Source organism: Pseudomonas sp. S2_C03, assembly GCF_054668405.1.
Genome location: NZ_CP162766.1, coordinates 4202408 through 4218138 on the forward strand (window position 1 = coordinate 4202408; position 15731 = coordinate 4218138).

The 15731-nt window shown below is 61.5% G+C and carries 13 protein-coding genes; 10 read left to right on the forward strand and 3 right to left on the reverse strand.

Features of this window, described 5'->3' with window-relative positions; all coding sequences use genetic code 11:
- The first annotated feature begins 5 nt into the window (after positions 1-5).
- Entirely contained in the window at positions 6-1205 is a 1200-nt protein-coding gene (gene dapC, locus AB4N64_RS19495) for a succinyldiaminopimelate transaminase (RefSeq protein WP_460117569.1), read from the forward strand.
- Positions 1206-1317: 112 nt separating this feature from the next.
- On the opposite strand, the gene AB4N64_RS19500 is transcribed toward dapC, so the two are convergent.
- Positions 1318-2949 (reverse strand): Na+/H+ antiporter, encoded by a 1632-nt coding sequence (locus AB4N64_RS19500; protein WP_460117571.1) that lies wholly within the window; start codon positions 2947-2949, stop codon positions 1318-1320.
- Positions 2950-3120: 171 nt separating this feature from the next.
- Between AB4N64_RS19500 and AB4N64_RS19505 the strand changes: the two genes are divergently transcribed.
- From AB4N64_RS19505 to AB4N64_RS19520, 4 genes are all read left to right on the forward strand, one after another.
- Positions 3121-3483, forward strand: a complete 363-nt coding sequence (locus AB4N64_RS19505; protein ID WP_460117573.1) for an ArsC family reductase — start codon at positions 3121-3123, stop codon at positions 3481-3483.
- A gap of 32 nt (positions 3484-3515) precedes the next feature.
- Positions 3516-4550, forward strand: a complete 1035-nt coding sequence (gene dapD, locus AB4N64_RS19510) for a 2,3,4,5-tetrahydropyridine-2,6-dicarboxylate N-succinyltransferase (protein WP_460117575.1) — start codon at positions 3516-3518, stop codon at positions 4548-4550.
- A 156-nt stretch (positions 4551-4706) separates the two neighbouring features.
- Positions 4707-5912: an aminotransferase class V-fold PLP-dependent enzyme gene (locus tag AB4N64_RS19515; protein ID WP_460117577.1), complete on the forward strand. Its 1206-nt coding sequence runs from the start codon at positions 4707-4709 to the stop codon at positions 5910-5912.
- The gene (locus AB4N64_RS19520) at positions 5909-6313 is read left to right on the forward strand and encodes a SufE family protein (RefSeq protein WP_460117579.1); all 405 of its coding nucleotides are present in this window, start codon (positions 5909-5911) and stop codon (positions 6311-6313) included. The genes AB4N64_RS19515 and AB4N64_RS19520 overlap by 4 nt, the downstream gene beginning before the upstream one ends.
- Before the next feature lie 124 nt (positions 6314-6437).
- Here AB4N64_RS19520 and tcdA read toward each other — a convergent pair whose 3' ends face one another.
- Positions 6438-7247 carry a tRNA cyclic N6-threonylcarbamoyladenosine(37) synthase TcdA gene (gene tcdA / locus AB4N64_RS19525; RefSeq protein WP_460117580.1) on the reverse strand — a complete coding sequence of 270 codons (810 nt, stop codon included), beginning with the start codon at positions 7245-7247 and terminating at the stop codon, positions 6438-6440.
- Positions 7248-7465: 218 nt separating this feature from the next.
- On the opposite strand from tcdA, the gene AB4N64_RS19530 reads away from it, so the two are divergent.
- The 4 genes from AB4N64_RS19530 (at position 7466) to AB4N64_RS19545 (ending at position 12682) form a co-directional block, all read left to right on the forward strand.
- Positions 7466-10057 (forward strand): glycosyltransferase, encoded by a 2592-nt coding sequence (locus AB4N64_RS19530; RefSeq protein WP_460117582.1) that lies wholly within the window; start codon positions 7466-7468, stop codon positions 10055-10057.
- 211 nt (positions 10058-10268) lie between these two features.
- Positions 10269-11420 carry a succinyl-diaminopimelate desuccinylase gene (gene dapE, locus AB4N64_RS19535; RefSeq protein ID WP_460117584.1) on the forward strand — a complete coding sequence of 384 codons (1152 nt, stop codon included), beginning with the start codon at positions 10269-10271 and terminating at the stop codon, positions 11418-11420.
- On the forward strand, positions 11420-12229 hold the full coding sequence (locus AB4N64_RS19540; protein ID WP_460117586.1) for a putative RNA methyltransferase: 810 nt from the start codon (positions 11420-11422) through the stop codon (positions 12227-12229). Before dapE ends, AB4N64_RS19540 begins: the two co-directional genes overlap by 1 nt.
- Positions 12230-12304: 75 nt before the next feature.
- The gene (locus AB4N64_RS19545) at positions 12305-12682 is read left to right on the forward strand and encodes a hypothetical protein (protein ID WP_460117588.1); all 378 of its coding nucleotides are present in this window, start codon (positions 12305-12307) and stop codon (positions 12680-12682) included.
- 100 nt (positions 12683-12782) lie between these two features.
- Here AB4N64_RS19545 and AB4N64_RS19550 read toward each other — a convergent pair whose 3' ends face one another.
- Positions 12783-12992, reverse strand: a complete 210-nt coding sequence (locus tag AB4N64_RS19550) for a cold shock domain-containing protein (RefSeq protein WP_192302536.1) — start codon at positions 12990-12992, stop codon at positions 12783-12785.
- Between the two features lie 234 nt (positions 12993-13226).
- Here AB4N64_RS19550 and plsB point away from each other — a divergent pair, with 234 nt between their 5' ends.
- A complete protein-coding gene (gene plsB, locus AB4N64_RS19555) occupies positions 13227-15731 on the forward strand; it encodes a glycerol-3-phosphate 1-O-acyltransferase PlsB (protein ID WP_460117590.1) in 2505 nt (834 codons plus the stop codon).

The following is a 15731-nucleotide window of genomic DNA, read 5'->3' on the forward strand; positions in this document are numbered from 1 at the left end:
GACCGATGAACAACGCCTTGTCCCAGTTGCAGCCCTACCCGTTCGAGAAGCTCCGCGCCCTGCTCGGCAGCGTCACGCCAAACCCGGACAAGCGCCCGATCGCCCTGTCCATCGGTGAGCCCAAACACCGCTCACCGAGCTTCGTGGCCGAAGCCCTGGCCAGCAACCTGGAAAAAATGGCCGTATACCCGACCACCCTCGGCATCCCGGAACTGCGTGAAGCCATCGCCGCCTGGTGCGAGCGACGCTTCAACGTTCCGGCGGGCTGGCTCGACCCGGCGCGCCACGTGCTTCCAGTCAACGGCACGCGCGAGGCGTTGTTCGCATTCACTCAGACGGTGGTCAACCGGGGTGACGATGCGTTGGTGGTCAGCCCGAACCCGTTCTATCAGATCTACGAAGGGGCCGCGTTCCTCGCAGGCGCCAAGCCGCATTACCTGCCGTGCCTGGACGAAAACGGCTTCAATCCGGATTTCGACGCGGTATCCCCGGACATCTGGAAACGTTGCCAGATCTTGTTCCTGTGCTCGCCAGGCAACCCGACCGGCGCGCTGATCCCGGTTGAAACCCTGAAGAAGCTGATCGCCCTGGCCGACGAGCATGACTTCGTGATCGCCGCAGACGAGTGCTACAGCGAGCTGTACTTCGACGAACAAACCCCGCCGCCGGGGCTGCTCAGCGCCTGCGCGGAACTGGGTCGCAGCGACTTCAAGCGCTGCGTGGTGTTCCACAGCCTGTCCAAGCGTTCCAACCTGCCGGGCCTGCGGTCGGGCTTCGTTGCCGGTGACGCCGACATCCTCAAGGGCTTTTTGCTGTACCGCACCTACCACGGCTGCGCAATGCCGGTTCAAACGCAACTGGCCAGCGTCGCGGCCTGGAACGACGAAGTGCACGTACGCGCCAACCGGGCGCTGTATCGTGAGAAATTCGACGCTGTCCTGGAAATCCTCAGCCCGGTGCTGGACGTGCAGCGCCCGGATGGCAGCTTCTACCTATGGCCAAACGTAGCCGGTAATGACGCCGCGTTCTGCCGTGACCTGTTCGAACAGGAGCATGTCACCGTGGTGCCGGGTTCTTATCTGTCGCGCGACGTCGATGGCGTCAATCCGGGCGCCGGCCGTGTCCGCATGGCACTGGTTGCGCCGCTGGCGGAATGCGTCGAGGCGGCCGAGCGCATTCGCGATTTCATCCAGCGTCGCAAGTAAGCCACCGCCCCCTGTAGGAGCGAGCTTGCTCGCGATGGCGGCGTATCAGTCAATACACAGGTCGACTGGTCCACCGCATCGCGAGCAAGCTCGCTCCTACAGGGAAGGCACGCTATTTGACCTGGCCGAGATTGGCCTCGCTCAAATCCAACTCCCCCAGCACCTCTCGCAATACGTCATCACCGATCTGGTGATGACGCCTGAGCTTGTACAACTCCAGCCGTTGTGCCCGCAGCGCATTCAATCGCAGCCGCCGCTCCAGCAAGTCCATCTGGAATGCCAGTGCCTGGGCTTCTGCCGAATCGTTGAACACTTCCAGTTGATGGCGATACTCGGACATGATCCGCGCCTTCACTTCGGCGGCCAGCGCCGCCTCGGCCGCGTCCTGGGGTTTGGCCTCTTCGGCCTCAAGCGCATGGATCGCTGCTTCGGCAGTCTTGCGCCAGGCATCGCGCACTTCGTTGCGACGCTGATCGTCGGGGCTTATGGCGATGCCGCGCAACAGCAATGGCAGGGCGATACAGGCCGCAATCAACGACAGCAGAATGACCCCGGCGGCGATGAAAATCAGCAGGTCGCGCTCCGGGAACGCCACCCCCGCCATCAACATCGGCACGGACATCACGCCCGCCAGCGTCACCGCACCGCGCACGCCACCCACCGTCAGTAACCAGCACGACCGCGCCGTCGGCACATTGACCATTTCGCCCTTGCCACGCCAGCGCCGCAACAATCCCGACAGACGCCAGATGCTCTGCACCCAGACGAAACGCAACACCAGCAGGACCAGGAAGATCGCTACCACGTCAAAACAACGGTAGAGCAGCGTCGGCCAAACGGACGTTTCATGGCTGACCACGGCTTTGATGATGTTTGGCAACTGAAGGCCGAGCAGCAGGAAGATCAGGCCGTTGAAGGCAAACTCCAGCAACGACCAGACGCTGCGGTTGAGCAATCGAGTGCTGGTCTGGCGCGGCAACAAGTCGAGCCAGCTCTGCATCATTCCCGCCGCCACGGCCGACAGGATGCCCGAAGCGCCGAGCCGCTCGGCCAGTACGTAAGCGGCAAACGGCAGGAGCAACATGAACACCACGTGAGTCGCCGGGTCGTCCCAGCCCCGCGCAATCATCCACGAGCGCAAGCGCCCGACCAGCCAGCTCAACGCCACCCCGACGGCGAGACCACCGATGGCCACCAACACGAAGGTGACGCTGGCATCGGCCAGTGAAAACACACCCGTGAGCGCTGCCGCGAGGGCGAACTTGAACGTCACCAGACCCGAGGCATCGTTCATCAGGGCCTCGCCCTGCAACATGTGCATCAACGGTGTTGGTAAACGATTCTGGGCAATGGCCGACACGGCCACGGCGTCCGTCGGCGACAACACCGCGGCCAGGGCAAACGCCACTGGCAGCGGGATGGTCGGCAGCAACCAGTGAATGAAATAACCGGCGCCCACCACGGTGAACAGCACGAGACCAACGGCGAGAGTCAGGACCGGCCCGCGCAGCCGCCATAGCTCGCGCTTGGGCATGCGCCAGCCGTCGGAGAACAACAGCGGCGGCAGGAACAGGAAAAGGAACAGCTCAGGATCCAGTGCCACATGCAGCCCGAGGGTCGGCCAGGCAAGCAAGGCGCCGGCGGCGATCTGCACCAGCGGCAGGGGCAGTGGAATCACCCGTCCGACCAGGCGCGAAACGCTGACCAGCATCAACAGGATCAGGACGGTGTAGGCGGTTTGCATAAAGCGGGGTTCCCGGACAATCGACAGCATAGAAGTGCCATATTAGCCGCTTAGACTAACGTCTGACCTTTACACCAATGTCGCACGTTATCCCTCAAGCGCCGCAGAACCGTCCGGTCATGGCATAATCCTTCACCTTTTTTCTCCAGCACCTGTAAAGGGGGCAATTCCTTGACCGTTTCAAGTAAAACGTTGCACCTTTTCGGCATCAAGGCCTGCGACACCATGAAAAAGGCGCGCACCTGGCTCGATGAACACGCTGTCAGCTATGACTTCCACGATTACAAAACGGCCGGAATCGACCGTGAACACCTGACCCAGTGGTGCAACGAGCACGGCTGGCAAGTGGTGTTGAACCGTGCAGGCACGACCTTTCGCAAGCTCGACGACGAACGCAAAGCCGATCTCGACCAGTCGAAAGCCATCGAACTGATGCTCGCTCAACCCTCGATGATCAAGCGCCCTGTGCTCGATCTCGGTGACCGAACCCTGATTGGCTTCAAGCCAGATATCTACGCGGCAGCGCTCAAGTAAGCCTGCCCGTCCATTTTTCTAGAGGTATTTACATGTCCACTACTGCGTTCAGCCTGGCCTTCGGCGTCGGCACTCAAAACCGTCAAGGCGCCTGGCTGGAAGTGTTTTACGCCCAGCCACTGCTCAACCCTTCGGCTGACCTGATCGCGGCCATCGCGCCGGTTCTGGGCTACACCGACGGCAACCAGGCCATCGCCTTCACCAATGCACAAGCCTCGCAACTGGCCGAAGCCATCAAAGGCGTGGACGCGGCACAAGCGGCCCTGCTGACCCGCCTGGCCGAAAGCCACAAGCCGCTGGTTGCTACCATCCTGGCCGAAGACGCACCGCTGACCTCCACGCCTGAGGCTTACCTCAAGCTGCACCTGTTGTCCCACCGCCTGGTCAAGCCCCACGGCCTGAACCTGACCGGCGTGTTCCCGCTGCTGCCGAACGTCGCCTGGACCAGCCAGGGCGCGATCGACCTCGCCGAACTGGCCGAACACCAACTCGAAGCCCGCCTGCGCGGTGAATTGCTGGAAGTGTTCTCGGTCGACAAGTTCCCGAAAATGACCGACTACGTGGTACCGGCCGGCGTGCGTATCGCTGATGCTGCGCGTCTGCGCCTGGGCGCCTATGTGGGTGAAGGCACCACCGTGATGCACGAAGGCTTCATCAACTTCAACGCTGGCACCGAAGGTCCGGGCATGATTGAAGGCCGCGTCTCGGCGGGCGTATTCGTCGGCAAGGGTTCGGACCTGGGCGGCGGTTGCTCGACCATGGGCACCCTGTCGGGCGGCGGCAACATCGTGATCAAGGTCGGCGAAGGCTGCCTGATCGGCGCCAACGCCGGTATCGGTATCCCATTGGGCGACCGCAATACTGTCGAGTCGGGCCTGTACGTTACCGCTGGCACCAAAGTGGCGCTGCTGGACGAGCAGAACCAACTGGTCAAAGTGGTGAAAGCCCGTGAACTGGCCGGCCAGACCGACCTGCTGTTCCGCCGTAATTCGGAAACCGGCGCCGTGGAATGCAAGACCCACAAATCGGCGATCGAACTGAACGAAGCGCTGCACGCTCACAACTAAGCGTCACGCTCGTTCCTCTTCTGTAGGAGCGAGCATGCTCGCGATGGACGCCCAGACAACGTTGGCTACCTGATACCCCGCGTTATCGTTGACGACCATCGCGAGCATGCTCGCTCCTACAGGGGAGAGGCGTATTTTCCGGCAGGGCTTCATAGCATGATGATTCTCTCCCCCTGGCGCGCCGATTTTCCGGCCATCGCCGCTCTGCAACGGCAGGACCAGACCTATCTGGACAACGCCGCCACCACGCAGAAGCCTCAAGCCCTTTTGGACGCCCTTGCGCATTACTACGCCAATGGCGCCGCCAACGTGCACCGTGCTCAGCATCTCCCAGGTGCGCATGCGACCCAGGCGTTCGAGGACAGCCGCCGCAAGGTCTCCCATTGGCTCAATGCCGGCGGTGTCGGGCAGATCATCTTTACCCATGGCGCGACCTCTGCGCTGAACCTCCTGGCCTACGGCCTGGAGCACCTTTTCAATCCGGGCGATGAAATTGTCGTCAGCGCCCTGGAGCACCACGCCAACTTGCTGCCCTGGCAGCAACTGGCCCAGCGTCGTGACGCTAAACTGGTGATCCTGCCGCTGGATGCCGACGGTTTGATCGACCTGGACGCCGCTGCCTCGTTGATCGGTCCGCAAACCCGTTTACTGGCCATCAGTCAGCTGTCCAACGTATTAGGCGCCTGGCAACCGCTGCCCGCCTTGCTGGCGATGGCCAAGGCACACGATGCGTTGACCGTGGTCGATGGCGCGCAGGGCGTGGTCCATGGCCGCCACGACGTGCAGGCGCTGGGTTGCGACTTCTATGTGTTTTCCAGCCATAAACTCTACGGACCGGATGGCCTGGGGGTGCTGTTCGCGCGCGAAGATGCACTCAGCCACCTGCGTCACTGGCAGTTCGGCGGTGAAATGGTACTGGATGCGGATTACCAGCACGCACGCTTTCGCCCTGCCCCGCTGGGATTCGAAGCCGGCACGCCGCCGGTTTCCAGCGTGATCGGCCTGGGCGCCACCCTGGATTACCTCGCAGGCCTTGATCAGCAGGCCGTCTCGGCCCATGAAGCCGCATTGCATGACTGCCTGCTCAAAGGCCTTGAAGCGCGCGACGGCGTGCGCCTGCTGGGCAAGCCGCAATTGGCACTGGCGAGCTTTGTCGTGGAGGGCGTGCATAACGCTGACCTCGCGCATTTGCTCACGGAACAAGGCATTGCCGTGCGCGCCGGTCACCACTGCGCCATGCCGTTGCTCAAAAGCTTCGAGCTGGCCGGCGCCATCAGGGTGTCCCTGGCGATGTACAACGATTCCGAGGACCTTGAGCGGTTCTTCACCGCGCTGGACCAGGCTTTGGAGTTGCTGCGATGAGCCTCCCGCCGGACGCTGCTACCGCCCTGGAAACCTTCCAGGGCGCGGCGGGCTGGGAACAACGTGCGCGCCTGTTGATGCAATGGGGCGACCGCCTGCCAGCCATGAGCGATGAGGACAAAATCGACGCCAACCGCGTCCACGGCTGTGAAAGCTTGATGTGGCTGGTGGGCTCGCTGCACGATGGCCACTGGCAATTCACCGCGAGCAGCGATGCCCGGCTGATCCGTGGCCTGGTGGCGTTGTTGCTGGCGCGGGTCAACGGGTTATCGGCGGATGAGCTACGGCAAGTGGATTTGCCGGATTGGTTCGATCAGCTGGGATTGAGCCGCCAGCTATCACCTTCGCGCAGTAATGGCTTGAATGCGGTGTTGCAGCGGATGAATGAGTTGGCGGGCTGACCGTTATCTCTGTAGGAGCGAGCATGCTCGCGATGGAGGTCAGGGCACCGCGGGGTATCAGGAGCCCAGCGTCATCGTTGATGTCCATCGCGAGCATGCTCGCTCCTACAGGAGGCGTTTGCGCTCAGACCTGCTTAACCCGATCCGCCGGCCGCCGCACCCCGGCTACGATCTTGTCCACCGCCTTGGTCGCCGCGACCATGCCGAACGTCGCCGTCACCATCATGACCGCGCCAAAGCCACCGGCGCAGTCCAGCTTGACGCCATCACCGACAAAACTCTTCTGCAAGCAAATGCTGCCATCGGGTTTCGGGTAGCGCAGTTGTTCGGTCGAAAACACGCACGGCACGCTGTAATGACGGGTTACGGTGCGCGAGAAGCCGTACTCGCGGCGCAAGGTCGAGCGCACTTTCGAGGCCAGCGGGTCGTTGAACGTTCGGTTGAGGTCGCAGACCTGAATGAGCGTCGGGTCGATCTGCCCACCGGCCCCGCCCGTGGTGATGATCTGAATCTTGCGGCGCTTGCACCAGGCGATCAGTGCCGCCTTGGCGTTGACGCTGTCGATGCAGTCGATCACGCAATCGATGTTCGGCGTGATGTATTCGGCCATGGTCTCGCGGGTGACGAAATCAGGCACGGCATGCACCGTGCAATCGGGGTTGATCCCGCGCAGGCGTTCGGCCATGACCTCAACCTTGGGTTTACCCACGGTGCTGTCCAGCGCGTGCAGTTGCCGGTTGGCGTTACTGACACAGACGTCATCGAGGTCGAACAGCGAAATCTCGCCAACACCGCAACGGGCCATGGCTTCCGCCGCCCAGGAACCGACGCCGCCGACGCCGACGATCGCCACATGGGCCGCACGCAGGCGCTCCAGACCGTCGATGCCGTACAACCGGGCAATGCCTGCAAACCGTGGATCTTCTGTGCTCATGACCGTTACCTCAAAAACCGGCGCGCATTATAGGGCTTCGCAGCAGCAAGTTTTAAGAGGCAAACGACAAGTGTCAGAACTAATGCGAAACAGGATTGCCCAATATCAGGCTTTTCCCCGTCTGTTGTACGGCTTGGGGAAGCACGGTGTAGGATGCGCCCCCTCGGTGCACTGCCGACCGTTCCTCCGTTCCACAGCCTCCGGAACCTGAAATAGCTATGTCATCGCGTAAATTTGGACTCAACCTGGTTGTGGTGCTCGCCATCGCGGCCTTGTTCACCGGCTTCTGGGCGCTGATCAATCGCCCGGTCACCACCCCCAACTGGCCCGAACAGATTTCCGGCTTCTCCTATTCGCCGTTCCAACAAGGCCAGTTCCCACAAAAAGAACAGTACCCGAACGACGATCAGATGCGCCGTGACCTGGAGATCATGAGCAAGCTGACGGACAACATCCGCACTTACTCAGTCGATGGCACCTTGCAAGACATTCCCAAGCTCGCTGAGGAATTCGGCCTGCGCGTGACCCTGGGCATCTGGATCAGCCCGGACCAGGAACGCAACGAACGGGAAATCACCCGAGCGATCGAAATCGCCAATTCCTCGCGCAGCGTCGTGCGCGTGGTGGTCGGCAACGAGGCGATCTTCCGCAAGGAAATTACCGCAGCAGAACTCAGCGTACTGCTCGATCGCGTGCGGGCCGCCGTGAAGGTGCCGGTCACGACTTCCGAACAGTGGCACGTGTGGGAAGAAAACCCGGAACTGGCCAAACACGTCGACCTGATTGCCGCCCACGTGCTGCCGTACTGGGAGTTCATCCCGATGGACAAGGCCGGGCAGTTCGTACTTGATCGCGCCCGCGACCTGAAAAAAATGTTCCCGAAAAAACCGCTGCTGCTGTCCGAGGTGGGCTGGCCGAGCAACGGCCGCATGCGTGGCGGTGCCGATGCATCGCCAGCAGACCAGGCGATCTACCTGCGTACCCTGGTCAACAAGCTCAACCGCCAAGGCTTCAACTATTTTGTGATCGAAGCGTTCGACCAGCCGTGGAAGGCCAGTGACGAAGGCTCGGTGGGCGCTTACTGGGGCGTGTTCAACGCCGCACGCCAGCAAAAATTCAACTTCGAAGGCCCGGTGGTGGCGATCCCGCAATGGCGGGTATTGGCCATCGGTTCGGTGGTGCTGGCGCTGCTCTCACTGACCTTGCTGATGATCGACGGCTCGGCCCTGCGCCAGCGTGGCCGGACCTTCCTGACGTTCATCGCCTTCCTGTGCGGTTCGGTGCTGGTGTGGATCGGTTACGACTACAGCCAGCAATACAGCACCTGGTTCAGCCTGACGGTCGGATTCTTGCTGGCACTCGGCGCTCTAGGGGTGTTTATCGTGTTGCTCACCGAGGCCCATGAACTGGCAGAGGCGGTGTGGATTCACAAACGCCGGCGGGAGTTTTTGCCAGTGGTCGGTGATTCGAGCTACCGCCCGAAAGTGTCGATTCACGTGCCCTGCTACAACGAGCCACCGGACATGGTCAAACAGACCCTCAATGCGCTGGCCAACCTCGACTATCCGGATTTCGAAGTCCTGATCATCGATAACAACACCAAGGACCCGGCGGTCTGGGAACCGGTGCGCGACTACTGCGAAACCCTCGGCCCGCGTTTCAAGTTCTTCCATGTCGCGCCGCTGGCCGGTTTCAAGGGCGGCGCCCTCAATTACCTGATTCCGCACACCGCCAAGGACGCCGAAGTGATTGCGGTGATCGACTCGGACTACTGCGTCGACCCCAATTGGCTCAAGCACATGGTGCCGCACTTCGCCGATCCGAAAATCGCGGTGGTGCAATCGCCCCAGGATTATCGCGACCAGAACGAAAGCACCTTCAAGAAGCTTTGCTACGCGGAATACAAGGGTTTCTTCCACATCGGCATGGTCACCCGCAACGACCGCGACGCGATCATCCAGCACGGCACCATGACCATGACTCGCCGTTCAGTACTCGAGGAACTGGGCTGGGCCGACTGGTGCATCTGCGAAGATGCCGAGTTGGGCCTGCGGGTGTTCGAGAAAGGCCTGTCGGCGGCGTATTACCACGACAGCTACGGCAAAGGCTTGATGCCCGATACCTTTATCGACTTCAAGAAACAGCGGTTCCGCTGGGCCTACGGGGCGATTCAGATCATCAAGCGTCATACCGCCAGCTTGCTGCGCGGCAAGGACACCGAGCTGACCCGTGGCCAGCGCTATCACTTCCTGGCGGGCTGGTTGCCGTGGGTGGCGGATGGCATGAACATCTTCTTCACCGTGGGCGCCTTGCTGTGGTCGGCGGCGATGATCATCGTGCCGCAACGGGTCGACCCGCCGTTGCTGATTTTCGCAATCCCACCGCTGGCGCTGTTCGTGTTCAAGGTCGGCAAGATCATCTTCCTGTACCGCCGCGCCGTAGGGGTGAACCTCAAGGATGCATTCTGCGCCGCGCTGGCCGGACTCGCGTTGTCGCACACGATCGCGAAAGCGGTGCTGTATGGCTTCTTCACCAGCAGCATTCCGTTCTTCCGTACGCCGAAAAATGCCGACAACCATGGCTTCTGGGTAGCAATCTCGGAAGCGCGTGAAGAGGTGTTCATCATGCTGCTGTTGTGGGGCGCGGCACTGGGGATCTTCCTGGTGAATGGCCTGCCGAGCAATGACATGCGTTTCTGGGTGGCCATGTTGCTCGTGCAGTCACTGCCCTACGTGGCGGCGCTGATCATGGCATTCCTGTCCTCGCTGCCTAAACCGGCCGCCGAAGTCGAAGTGGCGCCGGCAGTCTAATTATTCGCCGAAGGACTAAACGGCGGCCAATGGCCGCCGTTTTGCTTTAAGATAACCGCCATTTTGCGTGCCTTGCAGGCTATGGCCTGAACCAATACCTGTGGGAGCGGGCTTGCTCGCGATGGCGGCGCAACATTCAACCGTTATGTTGGCCGATCCACCGCAATCGCGGGCAAGCCCGCTCCCACATATACCGCTTCCGGAGTTTTTCATGACGGCCCACGCCGACCTTTCGCCGACCCTTCAACTGGCCATCGACCTGATCCGCCGTCCATCCGTGACCCCTGTCGACGCCGATTGCCAGAAGCAGATGATGCAGCGCCTGGGCGATGCCGGTTTCCAGCTGGAACCGATGCGCATCGAGGATGTGGATAACTTCTGGGCCACCCACGGCAAACACGATGGCCCGGTGCTGTGCTTTGCCGGTCACACTGATGTGGTGCCGACCGGCCCGGTGGCCGCCTGGCAGATCGACCCGTTCAACGCCGTTATCGATGAGCACGGCATGCTCTGCGGCCGTGGTGCGGCTGACATGAAAGGCAGCCTGGCATCCATGACGGTAGCCGCCGAGCGATTCGTCGCCGACTACCCGGATCACAAGGGCAAGGTCGCGTTCCTGATCACCAGCGACGAAGAAGGTCCGGCGCACCATGGCACCAAGGCCGTGGTTGAACGCCTGGCTGCGCGAAAGGAGCGTCTGGACTGGTGCATCGTCGGCGAACCGTCGAGCACCACTCTGGTCGGTGACGTGGTCAAGAACGGTCGTCGCGGCTCCCTGGGCGCCAAGCTGACCGTGCACGGCGTGCAAGGTCACGTGGCCTACCCGCACCTGGCGAAGAACCCGATTCACCTCGCCGCTCCGGCCCTGGCTGAACTGGCCGCCGAGCACTGGGACCACGGCAACGATTTCTTCCCGCCGACCAGCTTCCAGATTTCCAATGTCAATTCCGGCACCGGTGCGACCAACGTGATCCCGGGCGACCTGGTGGCGGTGTTCAACTTCCGCTTCTCCACCGAGTCCACCGTCGAAGGCCTGCAAAAACGCGTCGCCGACATCCTCGACAAGCATGGCCTGGACTGGCACATCGACTGGGCGCTGTCGGGCCTGCCATTCCTCACCGAGCCGGGTGCCCTGCTGGATGCCGTATCGGCAAGCATCAAGGACATTACCGGTCGTGAAACCAGGGCATCCACCAGCGGTGGCACTTCCGACGGACGCTTCATCGCCACCATGGGCACGCAAGTGGTCGAGCTGGGGCCTGTCAACGCGACGATCCACCAGGTCAACGAACGTGTGCTGGCCGCCGACCTCGATGTACTGACCGAAATCTACTACCAGACCCTCGTCAAGTTGCTCGCCTGATGCTCGCCTGCCCGATTTGCAACGAACCGCTGAACGCGGTGGACAACGGCGTGGCCTGCCCCGCCGGGCATCGTTTCGACCGTGCTCGACAGGGTTACCTGAACCTGTTGCCGGTGCAGCACAAGAACAGCCGCGACCCTGGGGATAACCAGGCAATGGTCGAGGCCCGGCGCGACTTTCTCAACGCCGGCCATTACGCGCCGGTTGCCAAGCGTCTGGCCGAACTGGCGGGGCACTACGCGCCGCAGCGCTGGCTCGACATCGGTTGTGGCGAGGGTTACTACACGGCGCAGATCGCCGATGCGTTGCCCGATGCCGACGGCTACGCCCTGGACATCTCGCGCGAAGCGGTGAAACGTGCTTGCAGACGTAACCCCAAGCTGACCTGGTTGATCGCCAGCATGGCGCGGGTGCCGCTGGCCTCGGGGAGCTGCCAGTTTCTCGCCAGTGTCTTCAGCCCGCTGGATTGGGAAGAGGCCAAACGCCTGCTCAGTCGTGGTGGCGGCCTGATGAAGGTCGGCCCTACCAGCGGCCACCTGATGGAGCTGCGCGAACGCCTGTATGACGAAGTGCGCGAGTACACCGACGACAAGCATCTGGCTCTGGTGCCCGAGGGCATGGCGCTGGACCACAGCGAAACCCTGGAATTCAAGCTGACCCTTGCCAGTGGCCAGGACCGGGCGAACCTGCTGGCCATGACACCCCACGGCTGGCGCGCGAGCGCCGAACGCCGAGCAGCGGTGATCGAACAGGTTGAACCGTTCGAGGTCACGGTGTCGATGCGTTACGATTACTTTGTACTTCAATAATATTGGGCCTTGAGCAACGGCTTGAGGCCAACTGAATCCGCGAATGGATTTTTCAGACCCGCAGTGAGGACATCCATGCGCCAACCCGATATCGAGATTTACCTGAAAGACGCCGACGTCGACCACAAGACCGTTGCAGCCTGGCTCGGTGCAGCACTGGGCCCGTGCAGCGACTGGGTGCAGAAGGGCCAGACCTGGAAGTGCAAGGCCGGCAACGTGCCGGTGACCTGGCTACCCAAAGCCGTCGGCAAATGGAACAGCCTGTACCTGGAAAGTGACCAGACCCCGTGGGACGACGACATCGCCTGCGCCCGCGCCGCGTTTGCCGCGCTGAACGTCGAAGTGCGTTGCGCGCCGGGTAGCTGGGTCGAGGAAGAAGGTGAGGAATCGGCCGATCGCTGGATTCGCATCAGTGCCGATGGTGAAGAAGAGATTGTCTGGCGTACCGCCTGAGCTGCAAGCTGCAAGCTGCAAGCTGCAAGCCCCAAGCCCCAAGCCAATCTGCTTGCAGCTTGAGGCTTGAGGCTTGAGGCTTGAGGCTTGAGGCTAAAGCCTACAACCCCACCACATCCTCAGCCTGCAATCCCTTCTGCCCTTCCACCACCGCGTACTCGACCTGTTGACCCTCGGTCAGCGAACGGTGGCCTTCGCCACGGATCGCGCGGTAATGCACGAACACATCCACGCCGTTCTCGCGCTGGATGAAGCCATACCCCTTGGCATCGTTGAACCACTTCACGCTGCCGGTTTCACGTGTTGCCATCTGTTCATACTCCTTTTTTATTATTGAACGGGCTTTTCGCAGGAAAGCCTCGGGAACACCGGTCGCACATGATGGCCTAATGAAGGCAGCGCGACGGAGCCTCGAGTATATGACACACATGGAAACTCTCAAAAGAAGTTTACTTGACCGCTTTTTTGCCGATTTTAGGCGAATACGGCACACTATCGGCCATCCGAGCATATGCTCGTTTTTATTTCCTCACGCAGAAGCCGTATGACCCGTTCCCCGTTTCGCCGTCTTGTGTTTGGCACCCTGCGCCGACTGCTTTATCTCTGGGTTCGCTCCGAAACCATCAACCAGTCGTCGTTCACTCTCAATCTCGACCGCAGTCGTCCGGTGTTCTACGTCCTGCAAAACCCTTCGCTGACCGACCTCGCCGTGGTCGACACCGAGTGCAGAAAGGCCGGTTTGCCCCGTCCGGTACTGCCGGTCTCGGTGGGCAACCTGCTGGAGCCGGCCGCGTTCTTTTACCTGACGCCGGACCCGGACTGGCTCGGCCGCCAGGATAAACGCGGCGCGCCGCCCACCCTGACCCGCCTGGTCAGCGCCCTCAGCCAGAACGCTGCCGAAGACGCGCAGATCATTCCGGTCAGCGTGTTCTGGGGCCAGTCGCCGGACAGCGAGTCGAGCCCGTGGAAGCTGTTGTTCGCCGACAGCTGGGCGGTCACCGGGCGACTGCGTCGGCTGCTCAGCATCATCGTGCTGGGCCGCAAGACCCGCGTGCAATTCTCAGCCCCCATTCACCTTCGCGAGCTGATCGAGCACAACAAGGGCCACGAGCGCACCGTGCGCATGGCCCAACGCGTCCTGCGCGTGCACTTTCGCAACCTCAAGGCGGCGGTGATCGGCCCGGACATTTCCCACCGTCGTAATCTGGTCAAAGGCCTGATCAATCAGCCGTTGGTCAAACAGGCGATCCTTGACGAGGCCGAGCGCGAAAACCTATCGGAGGAGAAAGCCAAGGCCCAGGCCCTGCGTTATGCCAACGAGATTGCCTCGGACTACACCTACACCGCGATCCGTTTCCTGGAAGTGGTGCTGAGCTGGTTCTGGAACAAGATCTACGACGGCATCAAGGTCAACCACATCGAAGGCGTGCAACAGGTTGCGCCGGGGCACGAAGTGATCTACGTGCCGTGCCATCGCAGCCATATCGACTACCTGCTGCTGTCCTACCTGTTGTTCCGTAACGGCTTGACGCCGCCGCACATCGCTGCCGGCATCAACCTCAACATGCCGGTGATCGGCAGCCTGCTGCGGCGCGGCGGGGCGTTTTTCATGCGCCGCACTTTCAAGGGCAATCCCCTGTACACCTCGGTGTTCAATGAATACCTGCACACCCTGTTCACCAAGGGTTTCCCGGTGGAGTACTTCGTCGAGGGTGGCCGCTCGCGCACCGGGCGCATGCTGCAACCTAAAACCGGGATGCTGGCGATTACATTGCGCAGCTTCCTGCGCTCTTCGCGCATGCCCATCGTGTTCGTGCCGGTGTACATCGGCTACGAGCGCGTACTGGAAGGCCGGACCTACCTTGGCGAGTTGCGCGGCGCCAGCAAGAAAAAAGAATCGATCTTTGACATCTTCAAAGTCATCGGCGCCCTCAAGCAACGCTTTGGCCAGGTGGCGGTGAACTTCGGCGAACCGATCAAACTCGCCGAATTCCTCGACAGCGAACAGCCAGACTGGCGCCAACAGGAATTGGGCCCGCAGTTCAAACCGGCCTGGCTCAACGAAACCACCAACCGCCTCGGCGAAAAAGTCGCGCAGCACCTCAACGAAGCGGCGGCGATCAATCCGGTCAACCTGGTGGCACTGGCCCTGCTGTCCACCAGCCGCCTGGCGCTGGACGACCGTGCGATGGCGCGGGTGCTGGACCTGTATCTGGCGCTGCTGCGCAAGGTGCCTTATTCGCCGCATACCACCCTGCCCGAAGGCGATGGTCGTGCGCTGATCCAGCACGTGAAAGACATGGACCTGTTGTCCGAACAGAGCGACGCGCTGGGCAAGATTCTGTACCTGGACGAGCAAAATGCCGTCCTGATGACCTACTACCGCAACAACGTCCTGCACATCTTCGCGTTGCCGTCATTGCTGGCGAGCTTCTTCCAGAGCACGTCGCGCATGAGCCGCGAGCAAATCCTGCGCTACACCCGTGCGCTGTATCCATACCTGCAATCGGAGCTGTTCATTCGCTGGTCGCTGGACGAGCTGGATGCAGTGGTCGATCAATGGCTCGAGGCGTTTGTAGAGCAAGGCCTGCTGCGCTTCGAGAATAACGTCTACCTGCGCCCGGCACCGAGTTCGCGGCATTTCGTGCTGCTGACCCTGCTGTCCAAAAGCATCGCCCAGACCTTGCAACGCTTCTACATGACCGTTTCGCTGCTGCTCAACAGCGGCCAGAACAGCATCAGCGCCGAAGAACTGGAAGACCTGTGCACCGTGATGGCCCAGCGCCTGTCGATCCTGCATGGCCTGAACGCGCCTGAATTTTTCGACAAGAGCCTGTTCCGCCACTTCATCCAGACGATGCTCGACCTGGATGTGCTGCGGCGCGACGCGGCCGGTAAGCTGAGCTATCACGAGTTGCTCGGCGAGTTGGCCGAAGGTGCGGCCAAGCGTGTGCTGCCGGCGGAAATTCGCCTGTCGATCCGCCAGGTGGCGTTGCATCGCAGTGAAGATGCAGCCGATCAAACCGCTGGGGCCGAACAAAGCGTCTAA